The sequence below is a fragment of the Enterococcus sp. AZ156 genome (assembly GCF_051714165.1).
GTDB classification, from domain to species: domain Bacteria; phylum Bacillota; class Bacilli; order Lactobacillales; family Enterococcaceae; genus Enterococcus_B; species Enterococcus_B pernyi.
Genome location: NZ_JBIORI010000001.1, coordinates 1,411,493 through 1,435,144 on the forward strand (window position 1 = coordinate 1,411,493; position 23,652 = coordinate 1,435,144).

16 protein-coding genes are annotated in these 23,652 nt (G+C 40.2%); all 16 read left to right on the forward strand.

Annotated features, from left to right (window positions below; genetic code table 11):
* The 16 genes from IGJ95_RS06740 (at nucleotide 1) to carB (ending at nucleotide 23,584) form a co-directional block, all read left to right on the forward strand.
* Nucleotides 1-1,671: a formate--tetrahydrofolate ligase gene (locus IGJ95_RS06740; RefSeq protein WP_438761595.1), complete on the forward strand. Its 1,671-nt coding sequence runs from the start codon at nucleotides 1-3 to the stop codon at nucleotides 1,669-1,671.
* A 257-nt stretch (nucleotides 1,672-1,928) separates the two neighbouring features.
* Nucleotides 1,929-9,167 carry a QWxxN domain gene (locus IGJ95_RS06745; RefSeq protein WP_438761597.1) on the forward strand — a complete coding sequence of 2,413 codons (7,239 nt, stop codon included), beginning with the start codon at nucleotides 1,929-1,931 and terminating at the stop codon, nucleotides 9,165-9,167.
* A 259-nt stretch (nucleotides 9,168-9,426) separates the two neighbouring features.
* Nucleotides 9,427-10,602, forward strand: a complete 1,176-nt coding sequence (locus tag IGJ95_RS06750) for a hypothetical protein (protein ID WP_153829860.1) — start codon at nucleotides 9,427-9,429, stop codon at nucleotides 10,600-10,602.
* Entirely contained in the window at nucleotides 10,589-11,446 is an 858-nt protein-coding gene (locus IGJ95_RS06755; RefSeq protein WP_010735525.1) for a hypothetical protein, read from the forward strand. Before IGJ95_RS06750 ends, IGJ95_RS06755 begins: the two co-directional genes overlap by 14 nt.
* Nucleotides 11,447-11,782: 336 nt before the next feature.
* Entirely contained in the window at nucleotides 11,783-11,977 is a 195-nt protein-coding gene (locus IGJ95_RS06760; protein ID WP_196768995.1) for a helix-turn-helix transcriptional regulator, read from the forward strand.
* Nucleotides 11,964-12,455: a DUF6773 family protein gene (locus IGJ95_RS06765; RefSeq protein WP_438761599.1), complete on the forward strand. Its 492-nt coding sequence runs from the start codon at nucleotides 11,964-11,966 to the stop codon at nucleotides 12,453-12,455. Before IGJ95_RS06760 ends, IGJ95_RS06765 begins: the two co-directional genes overlap by 14 nt.
* A 96-nt stretch (nucleotides 12,456-12,551) precedes the next feature.
* The gene (locus IGJ95_RS06770; protein WP_096081520.1) at nucleotides 12,552-12,935 is read left to right on the forward strand and encodes a hypothetical protein; all 384 of its coding nucleotides are present in this window, start codon (nucleotides 12,552-12,554) and stop codon (nucleotides 12,933-12,935) included.
* Nucleotides 12,922-13,620, forward strand: a complete 699-nt coding sequence (locus tag IGJ95_RS06775) for a CBS domain-containing protein (protein ID WP_023519620.1) — start codon at nucleotides 12,922-12,924, stop codon at nucleotides 13,618-13,620. Before IGJ95_RS06770 ends, IGJ95_RS06775 begins: the two co-directional genes overlap by 14 nt.
* A gap of 4 nt (nucleotides 13,621-13,624) precedes the next feature.
* Nucleotides 13,625-14,089: a signal peptidase II gene (gene lspA, locus IGJ95_RS06780; protein ID WP_153829859.1), complete on the forward strand. Its 465-nt coding sequence runs from the start codon at nucleotides 13,625-13,627 to the stop codon at nucleotides 14,087-14,089.
* Nucleotides 14,086-14,997: an RluA family pseudouridine synthase gene (locus tag IGJ95_RS06785; RefSeq protein WP_077151345.1), complete on the forward strand. Its 912-nt coding sequence runs from the start codon at nucleotides 14,086-14,088 to the stop codon at nucleotides 14,995-14,997. Before lspA ends, IGJ95_RS06785 begins: the two co-directional genes overlap by 4 nt.
* A 240-nt stretch (nucleotides 14,998-15,237) precedes the next feature.
* Complete coding sequence (gene pyrR, locus IGJ95_RS06790) at nucleotides 15,238-15,777, forward strand: bifunctional pyr operon transcriptional regulator/uracil phosphoribosyltransferase PyrR (protein WP_029594119.1); 540 nt, start codon at nucleotides 15,238-15,240, stop codon at nucleotides 15,775-15,777.
* Nucleotides 15,778-15,791: 14 nt separating this feature from the next.
* Nucleotides 15,792-17,075, forward strand: coding sequence for a solute carrier family 23 protein (locus tag IGJ95_RS06795; RefSeq protein WP_010735517.1), 1,284 nt, complete (start codon nucleotides 15,792-15,794; stop codon nucleotides 17,073-17,075).
* Nucleotides 17,076-17,087: 12 nt separating this feature from the next.
* Nucleotides 17,088-18,014 carry an aspartate carbamoyltransferase catalytic subunit gene (locus IGJ95_RS06800; protein ID WP_010735516.1) on the forward strand — a complete coding sequence of 309 codons (927 nt, stop codon included), beginning with the start codon at nucleotides 17,088-17,090 and terminating at the stop codon, nucleotides 18,012-18,014.
* Between the two features lie 20 nt (nucleotides 18,015-18,034).
* Nucleotides 18,035-19,315 carry a dihydroorotase gene (locus IGJ95_RS06805; RefSeq protein WP_010735515.1) on the forward strand — a complete coding sequence of 427 codons (1,281 nt, stop codon included), beginning with the start codon at nucleotides 18,035-18,037 and terminating at the stop codon, nucleotides 19,313-19,315.
* A 4-nt stretch (nucleotides 19,316-19,319) separates the two neighbouring features.
* Nucleotides 19,320-20,399, forward strand: coding sequence for a carbamoyl phosphate synthase small subunit (locus tag IGJ95_RS06810; RefSeq protein ID WP_010735514.1), 1,080 nt, complete (start codon nucleotides 19,320-19,322; stop codon nucleotides 20,397-20,399).
* Nucleotides 20,399-23,584: a carbamoyl-phosphate synthase large subunit gene (carB, locus tag IGJ95_RS06815; RefSeq protein WP_438761602.1), complete on the forward strand. Its 3,186-nt coding sequence runs from the start codon at nucleotides 20,399-20,401 to the stop codon at nucleotides 23,582-23,584. The genes IGJ95_RS06810 and carB overlap by 1 nt, the downstream gene beginning before the upstream one ends.
* Nucleotides 23,585-23,652: the final 68 nt, after the last annotated feature.

Here is a 23,652-nt window from a genome sequence, read left to right on the forward strand (position 1 = left end):
ATGAAGAATGATTTAGAAATTTCACAAGAAACACAGCTAAAACCGATAGTTAGAGTTGCGGATAGCATTGGAATCAATGAAGATGATTTGGAATTATATGGAAAATACAAAGCAAAAATAAACTTTACCGCAATAAATGATTTTTCGGAAAAAGAGGATGGTCGCCTCATATTGGTAACTTCTATCAATCCAACACCAGCGGGAGAAGGAAAATCAACAGTTACAGTCGGATTAGGTGACGCGTTGAACCAAATAGACAAAAAAGCAGTGATTGCATTGCGTGAGCCCTCATTAGGTCCGGTTATGGGAATCAAGGGCGGAGCGACAGGAGGTGGCTACGCACAAGTATTACCAATGGAAGATATCAATTTGCATTTTACTGGCGATATGCATGCCATCACTTCTGCAAACAATGCATTGTCAGCTCTATTAGATAATCATATCCATCAAGGAAATGAGCTGGGGATCGATCCTCGACGTGTCATTTGGAAACGTGTGGTGGATTTAAACGACCGAGCATTGCGAAATGTGATCGTTGGGCTGGGCGGACCGATGCAAGGGGTACCAAGAGAAGATGGATTCGACATTACTGTGGCTAGTGAAATCATGGCAATTTTGTGTTTAGCTGCTGATTTAGATGATTTAAAAGCTCGGTTAGCACGAATCGTGATTGGCTACACCTATGATCGTCGCCCTGTAACAGCAGGGGATCTAAAAGCAGAGGGTTCCCTTGCTTTGTTATTAAAAGATGCAATTAAACCGAATCTCGTACAAACGATCTATGGTACACCAGCATTTATCCATGGTGGACCATTTGCAAATATTGCTCATGGCTGTAATAGTGTACTAGCAACTAAAACTGCTTTGAAAATTGCGGATTATGTAGTGACTGAAGCTGGTTTTGGTGCTGATTTAGGAGGAGAAAAATTCCTAGATATCAAAGTTCCTAATTTGCAGAAAGCACCAGATGCGATTGTGATCGTAGCAACTGTCCGTGCGTTAAAAATGCACGGGGGATTGGATAAGGCAGAATTACAAAATGAAAATCTCAAGGCGTTGCAAACTGGATATGCGAACTTAAAACGGCATATTCGTAATATGAAAAGTTACCAGATTCCAGTGATCGTCGCAATCAATGAGTTTGTGACTGATACAGACGCTGAATTAGAATTACTGAAAGAATTGTGTGAAAAAGAAGGAGTCGTAGCAAAACGCGCAAGTGTTTGGGAAAATGGTGCGGAAGGTGGCGTGGACTTAGCAAAGGCAGTCGTAGAATTGATCGATACAGAAAGGGCGGATTACGTTTCATTGTACCAATCCAGTGATCCGATCAAAACAAAAGTCCAAGCGGTTGTTCAAAAAATCTACGGTGGCAAAGAAGTCTCTTTTAGTAAAAAAGCAGAAAATCAAATCATTGAATTTGAGAAAAATGGTTGGTCTGACTTACCGGTTTGTATGGCAAAAACCCAGTACTCTTTTTCTGATGATCCAACATTATTAGGTGCACCAGAGGATTTCACAATCACGATCCGTGAATTTGTACCTAAGTTAGGTGCCGGATTTTTAGTCGCTTTGACAGGCGAAGTGATGACGATGCCTGGATTACCAAAAAAACCAGCCGCCTTGAATATGAACGTAACGAATCAAGGAGAAGTAATCGGTTTATTCTAATCGAAAAACGTAAGATTTTAAGTAGTCTTCACTGACTCTTTTTAATATTTAGGCGTATAAGTAAAAAATAGTTGATCTATTTTTTACTTATGCGTTTTTTTATATTGATTAATTTATACCTAAATGACAAAAAAAGTTCAAGTTTTTATTATTAAAAAAAAACTAGTCACGAGTTCAAATGGACGGATATATATAATTGGGGCATAAAATTGTACTGTTAAATTAGTATCTCATCAAAAAAACAAGGAGAGAAAGCTATGCCAATCGATAATCAAAGTAATCGAAAACGAAATGGACAATTCAACAATGAAAAGAATAATAAAGAAGATAAGCAGGCTTTTGAAGATGCAGTAAAAGCAATTTCTTCTGGCGTCGGCCATGCCCCAACGCCAGCGATTTTTCACTCGCCATTATTATTGTCACTATATGTCTCGAGCATCTTAGGAAATGTGGTCGTTAGAGGAGAGGGTCCCAAACAACAACGAGTTAAGCGGAATAGTGGCACTGTTTTTGAAGCAGATACTTTTGTTGAAGTCACACAACATGCAAATCAATCAGAAGTATTGAATTCGCTCACCTCTCATTCGACGGTGAACACGACGTTGCTCACACCAGCTTTGACAGAGAACTCGACGGCTATTGCTACTGTGAATGCACCATTTTTTCGAACTTTTTATGATAATACTACTTACAATTTGACAGATTTTGCTCATCATTGGAGTTTAAATGTACATAAAATAGCACACGGCATTGCAGAAACATATGGATGCACAACAAATAAGACGAGCATAACGCGCCCAATTTTAGAGGAAGAATCTAATCCGTTCAAACACACCCAAGTCCACTTTAAAACCGTTTGTCAGAGTGCGATTGCTGAGTCTCAAAAGATAAATCAACAACCAACAGATCAACCCACAGAGCTACATCATTTTTCCTTCAAGAAAGGAGGCGATGGGAGTTCCAAACAACAATTTTTATTTGAAGATTCGGCGGAAAAACTAAAAAATATTTTTAAACAATCATTTAACAAAACCAGCCATCAGACGGATCAACAGACAACAGGAAATGCGACAAACGATACTTCTGGGACAGCTAATTTCTTTAAGGGACTAACTGAGGCTTTCGTCACATTTTTTAATGATTTTGATCAACCAATCTATACAGAAAAACATGAAAGTTTAAAAGGAGATTCGCTGATCACTCGCTTTTTATCAATGATGGCTCAAAGTATTTCATACCAAGATGAGATCCATCAGACAGCTACACCTTCAAAAGATAAAAATGTTCCTCATGCTTTTCGATCCTATGACTTCTCAAGTGGAATTCCAACTTTGAAAAAAGAAGAGGAAGGATTTGCGACACAATTTTGGACATTGTTTAGTAAAATGGATGAAACACTGACCAACTTTATAAAAAAATGGGATTTATTCGTAGTTCGAGGAGCTGAAGCAAGGGCGATCAACCATCCTTTTTCTGACAATGAAGATAGTGTATCGGCAAGTGAAACGGGCGATGAAAAAACGGCGATAGAAAATCAGCAAAAAATAGCCACCACTGAATCGACGAATACTTCTGACTTAGTGGTAGTCGGTAAAATCATTGAAGATATTGAACAAAATCGAAAGCCTGCTGAGCGTTACGAGGAACCTATTCCGGCATTTTTTTATGATAAAAAGCTGTTTGAGCGAAAGGATACGACGGATAAGGCAATCACACAGTTGAAAGAATTTTTAGTGAAACAAAAAATTGTAAGTAAAACTGCCCATGCAGGACTAGTGCTTAAAGAACTTGAGAAATGGGCAGAGATAAAATCGCTCCATGATCTTTCAGAAGAATCAGATAAAATACAATTTTTGAATTTTTTCATCCGGTACTCCTATGGGTTAGAAGATGCAAGAGCAGGGGACATATCATCGGCTAACCAATTGCAATCGACTTTTATGCAATTGAAAATAAATGTAGGTTTAATAGGGTACACCTTCCAGCAGAATACGTATCCTATTCAATTGTCGCCAAAGGAAACACCTGATGTTACGAATGTTCAAGCAGAAACAGAGGTGAGTAATCAAATTTTTTCAGACTTCATTCATGATCGACCTGCTTCTATTTCAATAAATCAGACAATCACTGCGGTAGTCTATCATCGCGATCTTTTCAACCAACGAGAGAAAACAAAAATAGTGAATCAAGGGCTTGTCTGCTTTGCCTATAAACAGGGAACTAGGCTAAAAAATCCCTCAGCGAGCCATTTAATTAGATGGATGCAAAAATGGATACTTAGAGGGAAGAATTATGCGGAAATTGTGAATAGAGAGGAACTTGCAGCGAAAGAGTTGCTAAAAGCATATGGTTCTAAAATGAAAATTAGTTCTCCGAACGACTCAAGGGCGGTTATCCAACAATGGGAAAATAATAATGCGCAGATGGGATATACTTATAAAAAAGATGAGATTAATGTAATCGGACAAGCGACGGATAAGGAAAAGAAGACAGAACAATTAGAAAAACAAAGAGTACTATCGTTTCTTCGAGAAAATGGCATTATTCCTATGACCGGTTCCACTTATGTACTCGAAGAAGATCAAAAACCATTTCTTTTCAATGAACGAGAGGAAGTCATCGATCAACGGATTGTTGCTTTTTTGAAGAAAAAGGGTATCGTTTGTGATACGTCTAATTCTGAGCGGCTTGCTGAAACAGTATCAAATTGGGTATTGATTGAAGGGGCGAATCAAAAAATAATTGATCCCGTCAAACTCAAGCAATTCTCGCAAGCAATCTTGGGGCAAGAGGACAACGGTCTGATCTCCAATAAAGAAGCAGAACTAACGTTTACGAAATGGTTATGGGGAAAATTGGAGAAAGACGACTCTTCAACTGTATCTAATAGTCAAACAAAAACAAGCAAGTCTGTTTTGGAAAATAGTGAAACGCAATGGAGAAGTCAAGAAGTACTTGATAAAGTAGAGTTATTTTTACGAGAAAAGTACTTGATCAAAGGTGAGGTAACAAAAGAGGATATTTTGAGTGGAATAGGAGGATGGTTTAGGCAAGGCAGCGTAAATGGCGAGGTCAGTCCAGAGAAGATACAAGGTATTGCGACAGTTATATTGAAAGAACTAAAGTTATATGGTGGAGCAGAAGGTGAGTTAGTTTCTGACAAAAGCGCGATAAAAACAGTAATGAAATGGGTCATTGAGAATGTCTTAGAAAGCACTATTGAAGTATTTGCAACAAAAAAAATCCTTGATCATCCCAATCCAGATAACTTTACGATTGGCGAGCTTAGGAATTTTTTTAAACTAGATGAATTCGTAAAAAGCGGACAACTTAAGCTTGTGAAAGAAGACAATCCACAAAAACAAAATGAATTAGAGAATAATGTACGTTTGTTGTGGAATATTTGTCTGAACTATATGCTTCCCAATTATTTTCTTAAATCGAGTGATTTGTCAGATAATTTGCTGATCTCGGATTATCGTTCATTGATGCAAATGACAGGATCAAGAATATTAGCCGCTTCAGGTTTACTTAATCAGTTTAATCAAGAGGAAATTCGTACACTTGGCGAACTTTTCTTCGAATCTGTTAGTAATCAAGGAATCCAAGATATGGAAGAATTGGATCACCTTCTGTTTCCTGCATTATTTACTACTGCACAATTGGATGCTTCCCTTTTGCGAAAATCTATGGAAGAAGGTAATTATAAAGAAGTCGCAATCAGTACATTTATTGGTTATTTCCAGAGAGGCTACTTTGCGATCATGGCACATCAAGAAGAAATCAATCGCCTCTATGGGAACTATCAGACAGCAGTGATTAACTTTCGAAGAAAACAAGCACTAGTGACTGAAGTGATCAATGAGTGTGAAAGACTCGGCATAAGAGTCACTAAATTAGCAAGTCAAGTGTATTTAGCTGGAGGAAATCCTTGCCCAGGGCCATGGATTCCTCGTGATCTCGAAAAATGGTACACAGAATTAACAACAGAAGTAGCAGAATCCTATCATTTATTGAATCGGAAACTGATTGGCTTATCCATTCATTCAAGTAATCAATCAGAATTAGATTTTATGTTTTCCCCTGAAACTCATATCTATGAAGGATCTGCTAAGTTTATAGATACAGATGGTCCTTCAAAAACAGTGGGACCTTCACCATCGATCGTTTTTTCCGGTAATCGACAAGAAAGAGACGACCTGATCTTGCCACTTAAGGAAACAGATATACTCATTGCGATTCGTGACAACGAAGAAAGACGGTATGCATTGAAAAGATTGGAGAAGGAAGGTGGATATGCCTTTTATCGTGTAGATAAAGATCCGTTTCTATTGTTAGAATATGATTTAGTTGATCTAAAATCCCTCTGGTGGAGGAAGCCAAAAAAAGTAGGGGATAAAATTCAAATTGGTCGATACTATTATTCGTTTTCAACGGAAATCCATTTAGATAAGTTGTTATCGCATGGTAATGAGAAGGAAACTTTATTTAATACAATCAGTCTCAAGCATAAAAATATCCTGTATCACCAATTATATGAATCAGGAAACGATAAGACAATAACTAGTCAAGTATGGGATGTGGTTAGCCATTTCATTCCATTTTATGATTGTGTCGTGGGGATTGTTAATAAGGATACAGCAAGCGCGATGCCTAATTGTCTGATTGATACGCTTCTCTTGGTGCCTATATTAGGTCAGATTAGTTCTATCAATATCCGATTTGCTCTAGGCGCAGCACGAGTGATTGCACGTGGTGGAATAACAGGATTAGTGAAAAATACCTCAAAAATAGTACCAAAAATTTCCGAACTCAGAAGTCTCTTGGCTAGTGTGGTGCGGTATATCGATCCAGGGATTGAGGCAGCAATTAGTGGTGGACGCTTTGTAATCAAGAACCTATTAAAATTAAAAAACCAGCCAATTCTTACGAGAAATATCCACTTTAAACCAGTCTTAACAAAACTTGAAAAACATGAAAAAGATTTGCCTGCACCAGTGATATCAAAAATGACTGTTACCGCTCGTTTACCAAGAAATGGTCCGCAAGTTCTTGTGAAAAAAATGAAAAACAATCTATATGTCAAAGTTTCCGATTTTAAAAAAGGAGATGTCTATGGAAAAGTTTTTACTTTAAGAGGAGAAGAACTGAGAGAATTTGAAGGCCCCGTATTTTTTTCTCAAAAACAAAAGGAAATCATCCAATCTTTAAAAATCAATATCCAGCCAGATGAGATGTTTATCGAAAAGATAAATTATTATCCTAAAGGTTATGGTGAAGGAACGGTCATGGAAATCTATAAAAATGGTCAGAAAAAAATGGATGTGATCGAAATGGACGGTCAACTTGTTCCTGTTAGGATCCAAGCGATAAAGAAATACGGTGTGCGCTATGATGTAATGGATGGAGATAAAGTATTACCTGTGAACTTTAATGGTATTGAATGGTATTTCGAACAAGATACATCCCCGCTAATTTCGAGAGCAGTAAAAATCGAAGTGACGAATCGTATCAATCAGTTTGAAGCTGTATGGGACCCTAGTACTCTGTCAGCACCAGATGGAAATGGTTTGATGTGGAGTGCAGAAGGTAGAACCTATATTAAGATCCAAGAACGCTATATTCCTTTGGCCTTATTAGATAAGGAAATCAACCGATATCATTTAGTGAAAAAAGATATACTAGAACCTATGACTGTCTTACGATTGGATCCGGGAATCAATCAGTTCCGTTTTGAAACTCAGTTGGAGAAAAGCGTTGTTGAACGTCCGGATGATCTATTATTCGCTGGCGGCTTCGATGAGGGAGCAAGCACATCAAAAGGTCAACCAGCCTCTACACAAAATCAGCTGACCTCTGTAACTCTTAGCAACCCTAATTATCCACCCTATATGTGGGTGCCTAAAATACCACAGAAATGGCCAGAATGGAAAGCACGTATGAATGCAATCGAGATTGATCGCCCTAATAATGTCCCTGTACTGGAGAATAGTCAAGTGGTACTCCCACGATTAACTAAGCTTATACCAGAACCACCAAAAGAGATAATAACCGATGAAGCGCTGACCATAAAAAAAATCAAGCTGGGTATTCAGCATTGTTTACCACCCGAATTGAAAAATAAATATCGTGTATTTGCTGGTTTAGATGCCGCAAAAATGCCGGAACATTTAAAAGAATTTCGGAAAGTAGTAGCAAAAGAATATAATGAAGCGGTGAATATTGTAGATCTTGTTATCGAAGAATGTAAATATCTGCTGAGGTTTGAGAAAATAAGTTCGACGACGAGAGGAACCTATTTAGCCAATATGTTTAATGTATATGGCAAACCAGAGGAACAGGCAGTCTTAAAAGAAGTGGTCAAAAGGCTTCAGACAATCGCAGAAAAAAGCAAAGCATTTCTTAAGCAATCAGCAGATTGGGGATTTAAGAATATTTGGATTGCTTCCACCGATTTCCAAAAAGATCCGATAACGAAGAAATTCTATTCCTTAAGTAAAGAACGTACTTCGCCATATGGATTTGTGATTCGGACGGATGCCGAAAATCGAATCATACTTATGGCTGATTCTTTTAATAAGAACCCTAATTATTGGCCAGAAGTTGAAATTGCACCTCCTGTCTCAGAAACTTTACTTCATGAAACGTCTCATTTAGTTTCAATGACTGATGATATCGTCGTTTATGATGAGGTGCACCGTGGTTTTTTAAGGCGCGGAAAAGATGCACAAATCGATTTCGTTTCTCGGTATCATAAGAATTTCAGAACCACTGGTTTTTCTAATTTTGTTCGAATGATAGCAAATTATTTCCGTATGGATAAGCTATCACGAATGGCTGTTTTTCGGAATTTCGGTACAGATTCTATGTTGTTGGCTAATTATATGTTGAATGATGCGGAAATGGTCGGTACGCTTCTTAGAGATGTTGCCAATGGGTACAGGTATGATCAACCGCTCCTGCGACCTAAACGTTCTGTGGATGAACCAACTCAAGAGCCAACTGCGGAAATTGGAAGTGGCAATATCCTTATCAATCTGTCATTGATGTCAATCGGTGAGTATGCGACAGAAGAAAGAAGTATTGGCTTAGAAGTGACGAAGGAACCCCCTTTAGGAAGCACACTTAGCGATGTAAGTCCTACAACAGAATTTTCTACCTCAATGGATTCAAAACAAGCTGGTTCTGCTTCGGTGATAGATGGAAAGATACCAAATAGTCAATCACAAAATGGAGAGATTCCCGCACAACGAATAAGAGTGAAGCGAAGTGATTTGAATGTTTCGGAAGAAAAAATCAATCAAAGAACTTCTCAATCTAGCTCCGTCGAACAAAATGGTACCTTATCTAAGGTTTCCCAGCCTGTAAGCGCCAACCCAACAATTTATAATAAATTCTCCGCTCTCATAAATAGAGGAGTTGGAAAGAGTGAGGCGCTAAATAGAACTTCAACAAGGAGACAAAATAAGAATAAATTGGTAGGAATGAATTTATAAAATTGAGATCCTGAAATGGTCATGCAGGTCAACGATTGTAAAATACGTTGACACTGGGGATAAAGACAACAGTGGTTTAATGATTATCTGGCTGTCTTTAGGTATTAGTATTTTATTTTTTGACTACATTTCGATGCAATAAATTTTGTTTTACTTAGTCAAGTATTCATATTAATTAGACAAATTTTGGTTTAGTTGTTCACACGATCTATCTCTTATCAGATGCGTACAAATACCTAATAAACAAAGGAGTATGAAGATGCCTATTGAACAACATCGAGAAAAAATCGGTCAATTCAACAACAAATCACAGAAATATATGACGGAAGATAACCTAAAAAGAAATCTAAGCTCACTTGCAGACAGCTTTGGGCATTATCCTGTCGGTAGAGGAGTCTGGTCGCCGACAGGAATATTGTACTTATTAAGTGTTGGTCAAAATCTTCGGATATCGGAAGCAAATCTACCGAATCGACAGCGTGCAGTACAAGAAACGACTGCTGCATTTGAAGTGGATACATTTGTAGAAGCACGACAACAAGGGAATGAGACCTCTTTACATTCTTTAGTGTCAAGTTCTACTGCGGCTCCCCAGCGATTTACTCCATTTACGCCGAATCATTCGTCTATACCTACCAATTCGACGATTGAGGTTGCACTGCCTTCGAATTCGCTCATTTATTTAGTAGAGAAGGCTCATCAGTGGAGCATAGGACTGCACAAAATGGCGCATCGAATTGCGCAAGTCGAAAATTGCACGACTACGAGCGAGATCTTTCACCAAAACCCTCTTGGACTTTGGAATGGCGCCAATCATACACAAGCTCATTTTAAAACTATTTGTCAGACAGCTATTACAAAATCACAAACAACCAATGAAGAACGAAAAAGTATGCCTGCGAGTATTCAAAAATTTTCTTTTAAAAAGCAAACAATAGAGAAGACAACACACAGATTCACTGCCGAAGAGGAAGCCAAAAAAATGAAAACGGTATTTGAATCAACGGTGGAAGAATTCTATCAAACAAAAAATAGAAGAACGACAGAAAAAACAAAAAAGCATGGAACTCCTATTCCTGAAGCGCCAATCGTTGATGCTTTTTGGGGAGAATTGACCGAGCTCTTTACGACATTTTTCGGTAAACCTGAAAATGCTACATATACCGAGCAACCAGCAGACACGAATGGATACTCAGTGATGGATCATTTGGTTGAGTGGCTGACCCAGACGTTCTCAGTCAATCATTCGTCCTATGATACGGTGGATAGCAAAATAAATCAGAATTCGAATATTCCTCTAGCGTCAGTTTTACCTGATCAATCCCAGACACAAGCTTCAATGGCCGAGCCAGCTGTAAAGGAAGTGGTGGCAGAAGCGATATCACCTTTATGGGAACTCACGAACAAATTGGCGGAAAAACTTGTCAAAGGTTGAAGCGATCCCAGAGGCATATGCGTTTATGATGAGTCATGATCCGGAGTGTCGAATCATATTTATTGCTGATATGAATCATATTGATCCAGATTATATGCCAAAACTACAGATATCTGTAGATCCAAAGGAAACTCTTATCCATGAAACAACACATATCGTGTCCATGACATACGACGTTATTTCTAGCTATCCGTATATGGTGTCAGGATATTCGAAATCTGGAGCAGATGTTCGCAACCAATATTTCAGAAGGTATCCAGGTTTTTTCAAAACGGAGGAGTTTACTCGCTTTGTTGATCAGTTAGCAGATTACCAGAACTCTCCGATGTTATCAGAAGAAGCGGTTATACTTGCAGAAAAAACTGACGCGATGATGAGTATGAATATTCAAAGTCTTGATGCAGAAACCCTAACGATAATCATTAGAGATATTGCATTAGGAAATCCTTTCAATAAACGTCCAATCAATCAACGACCAAAACTCTTTAAACGAGACCTCAGCAATCAACAGAACAAACCAAAAGTAAATGGTGAAATGCTAGTCTCTCTTGCATTAATGAATTCAGGACAGTTCAATATGGCTGAAAGAAATCTAGAATTGGGAGTTACAAAAAAACCAATAGTCCAGACTACTGCAAGTCCCTTGCCAACCAGTACGTCTAATAAAGAGAATACCAATCAGCAAGGCTCTGGACAAGATAAGGCGAAACAAAGTAAAAAGAATCAAAAAAAGCCGGGAATAAATAAACTGGTTGGATTTAGCACGAAAATCAGTGGTTTTGTGAATGAAGGACAAGTAAACACCACAGCCAAAAAAAAGAGCGACTTAAATCTTCAAAAGTAATGAGACTAGTAAAAGTTATACACTTTTTGTTTAGCAATTTAATGTGGAGCAACGATCCAAGAATAAATGATCAATACCTACGGAGGTCGGGACAACAGCGTGTCATCTCGATAAATAAGGCGTCATCCACGAAAATGGTTCTTCAACTTTTTGTGGATGACGCCTTATTTATCGCAGAGTTTTTTTTCGCCGTTTATATGGGGTGGACGAATGGCCAGACCTTTTTTTACTTTTCTCTCATTTAAGCAATATATATTTTACATTTAGTAAGATATAGTTTACAATCAGGATGACTGAGAAGAATGGAGGTTAACCATCAAGTTGAAAAACATCCGAATGAAACTCGCGCGTTTAGCAAATGATTTAAGCCAAGAAGAATTGGCCCAACGTGTAGGAGTGACAAGGCAAACGATTGGATTGATTGAAGCAGGGAAGTATAATCCCACACTCAAGTTGTGTCAGGCCATCTGCCATGAATTAAATCAAACATTAGATGATCTATTTTGGGAGGATAAAGATGAAAAAGAATAAACTTAAAGATGAACGTATCGTACAGGTCAATAATCAAATACAAAGTGAAGCCTTTTTGTTATTATTGGTATTATTAGGGACTTCGATCTTTGTAAAAAGTTATTTGTTGGAGCAACCAGTTTCTGAAGTGTTTACCGAATTATTGTTGCTAGGAGTAGCGTTCATCTATTTATTGATCCGTGGCTCACTGATTGGTCACGACCTTATCGATCAATCCAAACATGCAAAGAAATTACGAGTGTTAGCAGTCATTGTTGGAAGTGTATTCGTTTCTGCAGTTACTGGGGTGAGAAATTATAGCTTATATCATGAGTTATACACTGGTTATTTCGATCCTCATTTTTTAGCGATTTTAGGGATTACATTTATATCTTCGGCTTTATTTATGTCTGCCTTAGTGTTTTTGGTTTCTTCTGTCAATCGATTTGGGCAGAAAAGACTGGAAAGTAAATTAGAGGATGAAAATGAGGAAAAATGATTGCTGAAAAAGATGATATAAGGATCGATCCATTAGGGATAACAGAGATTCCGCTTGTGTTTTGATAGAGACTAACGCATAATAGGAGGAGCGAAAATGGAAGTGAATGTTACTAGAGATACGGGATTTTACGGAATGGGTAGTCCAATCACATTACGGGTGGATGATCGGAAAATCAGTTTGGGGCAAAACCAATCTGTTACTCTAGATGTAGACGCCCCGTTTCAGATGCAAGTCACCTTTTTTTGGCTCAAAAGTCCAGTCTATACGATAACAGAACCAACTAAAAACTATCGGATTACGATGAATTTATTGCTATTACAGTTATATCCCGTACTTTTCTTATTTACAGGGATCAGTGCTGTTGCTATTCAAAGTATCCTTTATAGTTTACTGATCGTCGTCGTAATGATTGGTTTCTTTCTATTTATAAAAAATAAAGCATATGTCATCAAGGAGGCTAGTGATGAAGAATTCTGATCTTTTTTTGAGTAGCTTTAATCGGATCGAAAAATGGATGCAAGAAGAGATGGGGAATCCACGAAATATGGGGTTCACTGAACTCGTTCGTCGTTTAGCACAAAAGCAACACCAAAGTATCAAAAAATATGAGGATGACTTACTACAGTTGGCTCAATTACGTAATGCGATCGTGCATGATCGGATCGCCGTCGATTTTATTATCGCTGAACCTAATGAATGGGCGACGAAGCGTATCCAAAGAATCGAGCAAGAACTGATTCGTCCAGAAACAGTGTTACCGCGTTTCGCAAAGCATGTAACTGGGTTTGAATGGGACATCCCATTACCTAGTTTGTTGGAGACTGTTGCTCAAAAGCGTTATTCTCAGTTCCCGCTTTATCATAAAGGAACATTCAAAGGATTAGTGACGTTGCGGATGTTAGGTTTTTGGTTAGCCAAAGAAAGTCATCATGGTGTGATCGATCTTCAAGGAAAAATAGCTGCCGATCTGATCACTCAAGATGGTAAGTACACCAATTATCATTTTGTATCCGCTCAGACAACGATTGCTGAAGTAGAAAAAATGTTTGGCGAGCAGGGTACGCTTGAGGCTGTGTTGATCACCAAAAACGGCGACCCTAACGGAAATTTATTAGGGATCATCAGACCAAGAGATATTTATCATGAAGTAGAAAAGGAATGATTGTTTGTTAGCGATATATTGGATTATAAGTGCGTTGATCATCGGCTTAGATCAATGGGTAAAATGGTTGATCGTCGATAACTTTGCTTTAGGAGAAACGAAATCAGTGATTCCAGGGATCTTGTCCTTGAATCATATCCGTAATTTCGGAGCAGCTTGGAGTTTACTAGAAGGAAAAATGTGGTTTTTTACTGTCGTGACGATCATTGCAGTTGTAGTGATCTTGACGTTGATGATCAAAAATCGTAGCGACGGAAATCGTTGGTTCATGATCGGTCTGACATTGATTCTAGCTGGAGCAATCGGTAACTTTATCGATCGTGTCCGTTTAGGGTATGTGATCGATATGTTCCAAACTGATTTCGTGAATTTCCCGATTTTTAATGTGGCAGACATTTCTCTAGTGATCGGTGTGATCTGCGTATTGATTTATATTATTTTAGATGAAAAGGAACAACGAAAAAAATGACACAATTAAAAGCAACTATCAAAGAAGAAAAAGGACGGATCGATAAAGTTCTGACAGCATTATTTGCGGATCATAGTCGTTCACAAGTTCAACAATGGTTGAAAGACGGTGCCGTTTCCGTAAATGGGGAACCAGTAAAAGCGAATTACAAAGTAAAATCGGCTGATGCAATCGTCGTGGAAGTACCAGAGCCTGAAGAACTTGAGATCGTAGCAGAAGACTTACCAATAGAAATCGTCTATGAAGATGACGACGTAGCTGTGGTCAATAAACCACAAGGCATGGTCGTTCATCCTTCTGCTGGTCATGCCCAAGGAACACTAGTCAATGCGTTGATGTACCATATGAAAAATCTATCATCGATCAATGGCGTGATCCGTCCAGGGATCGTCCATCGAATCGATAAAGACACGTCTGGATTATTGATGATCGCCAAAAATGATCAAGCCCATGAAGCGTTGGCGCAGCAATTGAAAGATAAAACTTCCCTAAGAAAATATATTGCTTTAGTCCATGGCGTTATTCCTCATGAAAAAGGGACGATCAATGCACCTATCGGGCGCTCAAAAGTCGATCGAAAAATGCAAGCGATCCGCGAAGATGGAAAACCAGCTGTGACGCATTTTACTGTACTAGAACGTTTTGAGAATTTCACTTTAGTAGAGTTACAATTAGAAACAGGGCGTACGCATCAGATCCGTGTGCATATGAAGTATATTGGTTATCCTTTAGCAGGTGATCCCGTATATGGACCAAAGAAAACCCTCAAAGGCAATGGCCAATTTTTACATGCGAAATTATTAGGTTTCACTCATCCTCAAACGAATGAACGAATGACCTTTGAGGCACCATTGCCAGAAGTTTTTGAAAAAACTTTAGAGAAGTTGAGAAAAGATATTGCTTTTTAAAGTACTTAACGGTATAGTAATAAACAATAAAAGAAAAACTTAATAGCAGTCCTTTAAGTTTAGTCCCGTGAGGCTAAGAAGGGTGTGAGTAAGAATTCCTGTGGTGCGCCATAGCGAGACTTGCTCAATGACGTCGCATACACAAAGCGACCGGTGTGGTAGTATACACTCAGTCTAAACATTCCTCCTGTTCTCTTAGGGCAGGAGTTTTTTTTGTGTAAAAAATGGAGGGGAAAAATGATGCAAGCAAAAGAAGTAGTGGATCAAGTAACGATGAAACGAGCGCTAACACGTATCACTTACGAAATCATCGAAAGAAATCAAAGTATCGAAGAGATCGTCTTAGTCGGAATCAAAACGAGAGGGATCTACATCGCTGCTCGAATTGCCGAACGTCTGAAACAACTCGAAAATATCGAAGTACCTGTAGGGGAACTTGATATCACATTGTACCGTGACGATAAAAAAGAGATCGCTCAAGAACCAGAATTGCATTCTTCAGATATTCCAGTCAGTTTAGAAGGAAAAGAAGTTATCTTGATCGATGATGTGTTATACACAGGACGGACGATCCGCGCTGCAATGGATGCAGTCATGGACTTTGGTCGTCCAAGAAAAATTTCACTAGCAGTTCTAGTTGATCGGGGACACCGAGAATTACCGATCCGCGCAGATTACGTAGGAAAAAATATCCCTACAGCAAAAAAAGAAGAAATCTTAGTAGAGATGCAAGAATTAGATGGACAAGATCGCATCATGATCTTAAACGAGGAAAAGTAGAGGAGTAAGGCAAGATGGCAGAAGAAAAAAAGTTCCACAACGATAGTGTGGTATTAGACATCCATGATCGACCAACCATTGGACACTGGGTGGGTTTAAGTTTACAGCATTTATTCACGATGTTCGGTGCAACTGTCTTAGTACCGATCTTAGTCGGAATCGACCCTGGGATTGCCTTGGTCAGTTCAGGATTAGGAACGATCGTTTACTTGATTACAACAAAAGGGAAGATTCCAGCATATCTAGGCAGTAGCTTTGCGTTCATCGCCGCTATGCAGATGTTGATGAAAACCGACGGCTTCCCGGCGATCGCACAAGGCGCGATGACAACAGCACTTGTCTATCTGATCGTTGCGTTGATCATCAAGAAAATCGGTTCGGCTTGGTTAGACAAAATCTTGCCACCGATCGTGGTTGGCCCAGTCATCATGGTCATCGGTTTAGGTTTAGCTGCCAACGCAGCAAACAACGCGATGTTCAATCAAGACCATTACGATTTCAAATATCTATCAGTTGCGTTGATCACTTTAGGATTGACGATTTTCTTCAATATGTTCTTACGCGGGTTTCTAGGATTATTACCGATCTTGCTTGGCATCATCTCTGGTTACATCGTGGCTTTGCTTTTCGGGATCGTTGACACCCAACCAATCATCGATGCGCCATGGTTCGCGCTGCCTAACTTTGAGATTCCATTTGTGCAATATCAACCGAAGTTATATATAGGGGCAATCACTACGATGGCACCGATCGCCTTTGTCACAATGACCGAACACATCGGCCATTTGATGGTCTTGAACAAATTGACCAAACGAAATTTCTTTGAAGATCCAGGCTTACACCGTACATTGACAGGAGATGGCTTGGCTCAATTAGTGGCAGCTTTTGTTGGTGGGCCGCCAGTGACAAGTTATGGTGAAAATATCGGCGTCTTGGCAATCACTCGCGTACACAGCGTGTTCGTGATCGGAGGCGCAGCGGTCTTCGCAGTGATCCTTGGCTTCATTGGCAAACTAAGTGCTTTGATATTAAGTATTCCTGGCCCAGTCATTTCAGGTATCAGTTTCATCCTATTCGGAGTGATTGCGGCAAGTGGGATGAAAATCTTAGTCGAAAACAAAATCGATTTTGATAAAAAGAAAAATCTATTGATTGCTTCAGTCATCTTAGTCGTAGGTATCGGGGGATTAGTCCTAGAAGTCGGGACATTCACTTTATCTGCCATGGCACTAGCAACAGTTTTAGGAATCATTTTAAATCTTATCTTACCAGAAACTTCACGCAGCGAAGAAAATTAAGGAGGACATCGCATGATCATCAAATCAGAACGCATCAGTTTAAAACACTTATTAACGGTAGAAGCATTAACAGACCAAGAAGTAATGGGGTTGATCCGACGAGGACAAGAGTTCAAACAGGGCGCAACTTGGTCACCACAAAAATCCCAATATTTTGCAACGAACTTGTTCTTTGAAAACAGTACACGAACGCATAAAAGTTTTGATGTAGCAGAAAAGAAACTTGGTCTTGAAGTGATCGAATTTGAAGCAAGTACAAGTTCAGTTACAAAAGGTGAAACATTATACGATACCGTTCTAACGATGTCTGCACTTGGGGTGGATGTAGCTGTTATCCGTCATGGAGATGAAAATTACTATGACGAATTGATCCAAAGTAAAACGATCCAATGCTCGATCATCAATGGCGGTGACGGTAGCGGGCAACATCCAACGCAGTGCTTACTTGATTTGATGACGATCTATGAAGAATTTGGCTATTTTGAAGGCTTGAAAGTGGCGATCGTCGGAGATATCACACATTCTCGTGTCGCAAAATCGAATATGCAGATGTTGAAACGTCTTGGCGCACAGGTTTTCTTCTCAGGTCCAAGAGAATGGTATGACGATGAATTTGAAGTTTACGGTCATTACTTACCACTAGATGACTTGCTGGATCAAGTCGATGTCATGATGATGTTACGTGTGCAACATGAACGCCACGATGGAAAAGAAAGTTTTTCAAAAGAAGCCTATCATCAAGAGTACGGCTTGACAGTCGAACGCGCTAAAAAAATGCAAAAACATGCAATCATCATGCACCCGGCACCAGTCAATCGAGATGTCGAATTGGCGGATTCACTGGTTGAAGGGTTACAGTCACGGATCATTCAACAAATGAGCAATGGTGTATTTGTCAGAATGGCGATCTTAGAAGCTGTATTAAGTGGAAAAGCATAAACATAAGAGGAGGAAGAAACATGAAAACACTCATTAAAAACGGTCAAATCAATACAAAAAGAAATGAAACAACACCAGCAGAAATTTGGATCGAAGAAGGAAAGATCAAAGCAATCGGTACAGGCTTTCCTGAGGCTGAATTTGATGAAGTGTTTGATGCACAAGGGCAGTTGATCACACCTGGATTAGTGGATGTCCATGTCCATCTGAGAGAGCCTGGCTTTACTTACAAGGAAACGATCGAAGCTGGCACGAAAGCAGCTGCTCGAGGTGGGTTCACCACTGTTTGTGCGATGCCAAATCTTGACCCAGTACCTGATACAGCAGAAAAATTAAAACAAGTCTATGACATCATCAAACGTGATGCTGTCGTCAAAGTATTACAGTATGCACCGATCACTGAGAATCTTCGAAGTGAAGAACTGGTCGATCAAGAAGCATTGATCAATGAAGGCGCATTTGCTTTTACCAATGATGGTGTCGGCGTGCAAACAGCAGGCACGATGTACTTAGCGATGAAAGAAGCTGCGAAAAACAATAAAGCACTCGTTGCTCACACAGAAGATGAATCATTATTATTTGGCGGTGTGATGCACGCAGGAGAAAAAGCAGAAGAGCTAGGGTTGCCAGGTATTTTGAGTGTGACTGAGTCTTCTCAAATTGCTCGTGATCTCCTATTAGCGGAAGCAACAGGCGTTCACTATCATGTCTGCCATGTTTCAACAAAAGAAAGTGTGCGGGTGATCCGCGATGCGAAAAAAGCCGGGATTCACGTGACTGCAGAGGTTTCACCGCATCATCTGATCTTGATCGATGAAGATATCCCAGAAGATTTTGGTTTTTGGAAAATGAATCCACCGTTGAGAGGCAAAGCCGATCGCGAGGCATTGATCGAAGGCTTGCTTGATGGCACGATCGATTGTATTGCCACCGACCATGCCCCACACGGATTAGAAGAAAAAAGTCAAAGTTTCTTGCAATCACCTTTCGGGATCGTTGGAAGTGAAACAGCCTTCCAACTCGTGTATACACATTTTGTTGAAACAGGAAAATTCACACTAGAGCAAGTGATTGACTGGATGGCAGTCAAACCAGCAGCCATCTTTGGTTTGGAAGCTGGCACCTTGACGATCGGCGCATCAGCAGACTTGGCAGTTTACGATATTGCGCATTCTGCAGTAATCGATAAAAAAGATTTCTTATCAAAAGGCGAGAACACACCTTTCGTCGGTTGGGAAATCAAAGGAGAAACATTGATGACATTTGTCAACGGAAAACTTGTTTGGCATAAGGGGGAATAATTGGATGGAACGGTTGCTGATTTTAGAAGATGGCACAGTATTTAAAGGGAAATCATTTGGTGCGACAGCCAATGTGTTTGGAGAAATCGTCTTTACGACAAGTATGACAGGATATCAAGAAACGATCACAGACCAAAGTTTTAATGGACAGATCATTACATTTACGTACCCGATGGTAGGGAATTATGGCGTCAACCGTGATGATTATGAATCGATTGCACCAACGTGTAAAGGTGTAGTGGTCAAAGAGCATGCACGTGTTGCGTCAAATTGGCGTAACCAAATGACATTAGACGAGTTCTTGAAACAAAAAGGAATCCCTGGTATCTCTGGCATCGATACACGGGCGTTGACACGAAAAATCCGTGAAGTTGGGACGATGAAAGCCAGTATTGTGGATGCAGGCGACACATTTGAACATGCGTTTGACCAACTAAAAGCAACCGTCTTGGCAACGAACCAAGTCCAACAAGTTTCAACCAATAAACCTTATCCTAGCCCAGGAACAGGAAGAAATGTGGCAGTCATTGATTTTGGATTGAAACATAGCATCTTACGTGAATTGAGTAAGCGTGACTGTAATTTAACAGTCTTACCGTACAATACGGATGCGGAAACGATCCTTTCATTATCGCCAGACGGCGTGATGCTGACGAATGGACCAGGGGATCCGAAAGATGTACCAGAAGCGATCGAGATGATCAAACAAATCCAAGGAAAAATCCCGATTTTCGGCATCTGCTTGGGGCATCAACTTTTTGCACTAGCAAATGGTGCAGATACGTACAAGATGAAATTTGGTCATCGTGGACTGAATCATCCTGTGCGTGAAGTTGCAACAGGAAGAATCGATTTTACGTCACAAAACCATGGCTATGCGGTAAATGAACAAACGATCGATCCGGAAAAATTAATTGTCACTCATGTGGAAGTCAATGATGGCACAGTCGAAGGTGTCCGTCACCGTCGCTATCCTGCCTTCAGTGTGCAATTCCATCCAGATGCAGCACCTGGCCCACATGATGCACTACATTTATTTGATGAATTTATGGAAATGATGGACGCTGGAAAGGAGCAATTCTAATGCCAAAACGCACAGATATCAATAAAATCATGGTGATCGGTTCTGGTCCGATCATCATTGGTCAAGCCGCTGAGTTTGACTATGCAGGTACACAGGCTTGTCTTGCTTTAAAAGAAGAAGGCTACGAAGTCGTCTTAGTCAACTCCAATCCAGCAACGATCATGACTGATAAAGAAATTGCCGATCAAGTCTACCTAGAACCAATCACATTAGAATTTGTCTCACGAATTTTGCGAAAAGAACGTCCTGATGCGATCTTACCGACATTAGGTGGGCAAACAGGTTTGAATATGGCGATGGAATTAGCTGAATCAGGAATCTTGGACGAATTAGGCATCGAATTATTAGGGACGAAATTAAGTGCGATCGACCAAGCAGAAGATCGTGACTTGTTCAAAAAGTTGATGGAAGAATTAAATCAACCGATCCCAGAATCAGAAATCGTGACAACGGTGGAAGAAGCAGTCGCCTTTGCCAATAAAATCGGTTACCCGATCATCGTTCGACCAGCCTTCACATTAGGGGGTACTGGTGGTGGTATGTGTGAGAATGAAGCCGAACTACGACAAATCGCGGAAAATGGCTTGAGCTTGTCGCCCGTCACACAATGTTTGATTGAACGTAGTATTGCAGGCTTCAAGGAAATCGAATATGAAGTGATGCGTGACTCTGCCGATAATGCCATCGTTGTCTGCAACATGGAAAATTTCGATCCAGTCGGTATCCATACAGGGGATTCAATCGTCTTTGCACCGAGTCAAACATTAGCAGACCATGAATATCAAATGTTAAGAGATGCGTCACTATCGATCATCCGTGCATTGAAAATCGAAGGTGGCTGTAACGTTCAGTTAGCATTAGACCCTCATAGTTTCAACTACTATGTCATCGAAGTGAACCCTCGTGTTTCACGCTCCTCTGCTTTAGCAAGTAAAGCGACCGGCTATCCGATCGCAAAATTAGCAGCTAAAATCGCGTTAGGCTTGACCTTGGATGAAATGAAAAATCCAGTAACAGGAACGACTTATGCAGAATTTGAGCCCGCATTGGATTATGTAGTAGCAAAAATCCCACGTTGGCCTTTCGACAAATTCGAAAACGGTGAACGTGTCTTAGGCACGCAAATGAAAGCAACCGGCGAAGTGATGGCGATCGGTCGTAACATCGAAGAATCTTTATTAAAAGCCGTTCGTTCATTAGAAATCGGGGCGCACCACCTTGAATTGCCAGAACTAAAGACAGTCAGTGAAGAACGTTTGATGGAGAAAATCGTCCGAGCACAAGATGATCGTTTATTCTACTTAGCCGAAGCGATCCGTCGTGGCTATCCGATCCAAGAATTGGCAGACTTGACGAAAATCGATTTATTCTTCTTGGATAAATTGTTGCATATCATTGAATTAGAAGAGGAGCTTTCGGCACAACCGAATCAGCTGGATCTACTTCTTGTTGTGAAACAAAATGGCTTCACAGATCGCAAAATTGCGGAATTGTGGAAAACGACGACGGAAGCGATTCGCCAATTACGTACGGAAAAGAACATTCAACCTGTTTACAAAATGGTCGATACGTGTGCTGCCGAATTTGAATCCCACACACCTTACTTCTATAGTACGTATGAAATCGAAAATGAAAGCCATCGTTCAGAAAAACCGTCTGTTCTAGTACTTGGTTCTGGACCGATCCGTATCGGACAAGGGGTAGAATTTGATTATGCAACAGTTCATTCAGTCAAAGCCATTCAACAAGCAGGCTATGAAGCAATCATCATGAATAGTAATCCTGAAACCGTTTCGACAGATTTCTCGATTTCTGATAAACTTTACTTTGAGCCTTTGACTTTTGAAGATGTGATGAATGTCATCGAGTTGGAACAACCAATCGGTGTCATCGTCCAATTTGGAGGACAAACAGCGATCAATCTAGCTGAACCATTAGCAAAAGCAGGTGTAAAAATCCTAGGCACAACGATCGAAGACCTTGATCGTGCGGAGAACCGTGATCTATTCGAACAAGCGTTACAAGAATTAGGGGTGCCTCAGCCACTAGGAGATACTGCGACAAGTAAAGAAGAAGCAGTTGCAGTTGCCAATAAAATCGGCTATCCAGTACTTGTTCGTCCAAGCTATGTCTTGGGAGGTCGGGCAATGGAGATCGTTGAGAACCGACGCGATCTAGAAGATTATATGGAACATGCGGTCAAAGCTTCACCAGAACATCCAGTCTTAGTCGATCGTTACTTGATCGGTAGTGAGTGCGAAGTCGATGCGATCTGTGATGGCGAAACCGTCTTGATCCCAGGAATCATGGAACATATCGAACGTGCAGGGGTCCATTCAGGCGATTCTATGGCGGTTTATCCACCACAAGCGCTGTCAGAGGAAATTAAACAAACAATCGAAGATTACACGATCCGTTTAGCACGAGGGTTGAATTGTATCGGGATGATGAACATCCAATTCGTGATCCATGACAACCAAGTATATGTCATCGAAGTGAACCCACGTGCGAGTCGAACGGTTCCTTTCTTGAGCAAAGTGACGAATATCCCGATGGCACAGATCGCGACAAAAGCCATCTTAGGAGAAAAATTGAAAGACTTAGGCTATGAAGATGGTTTGTACCCTGAAACTGCCAACGTCCATGTCAAAGCGCCAGTTTTCTCATTTACGAAGTTGCATAAAGTGGACACTTATTTAGGCCCAGAGATGAAGTCGACAGGTGAAGTCATGGGTTCGGATCAAAACTTAGACAAAGCGCTGTATAAAGCGTTCGAAGCATCTGGTTTACGCTTGCCTGATTATGGTGCTGTCTTGTTTACGATCGCCGATGAAACGAAAGAAGAAGCCTTAGGTCTAGCAAAACGCTTTGCAGAAATCGGCTATAGCTTATTGGCAACGAAAAATACCGCAGCGTTCTTTGAACAACACGGACTTGTGGTGACACCAGTAGCTAAAATCTCTGAGGAAACAAAAGAGAAAAATGTCGTTGACCTGATTCGTGCGGGCAAAGCACAAGTGGTCGTCAATACCATTGATAAAGATCGTGGGAATGCGTCAAAAGATGGTTTTATCATTCGACGTGAAGCAGTAGAGCATGGCACGCCATTGTTTACTTCCCTTGATACTGCGGATGCGATCGTCCGCGTGATGGAATCCCGAGCATTTTCAACACAAGCAATCTAATCGTGGAGGGCAATTGCCCTCCTATTTAAAAAATGAAAAAAGCAAAGCAGTCTAGCGAAAAGTCCCAA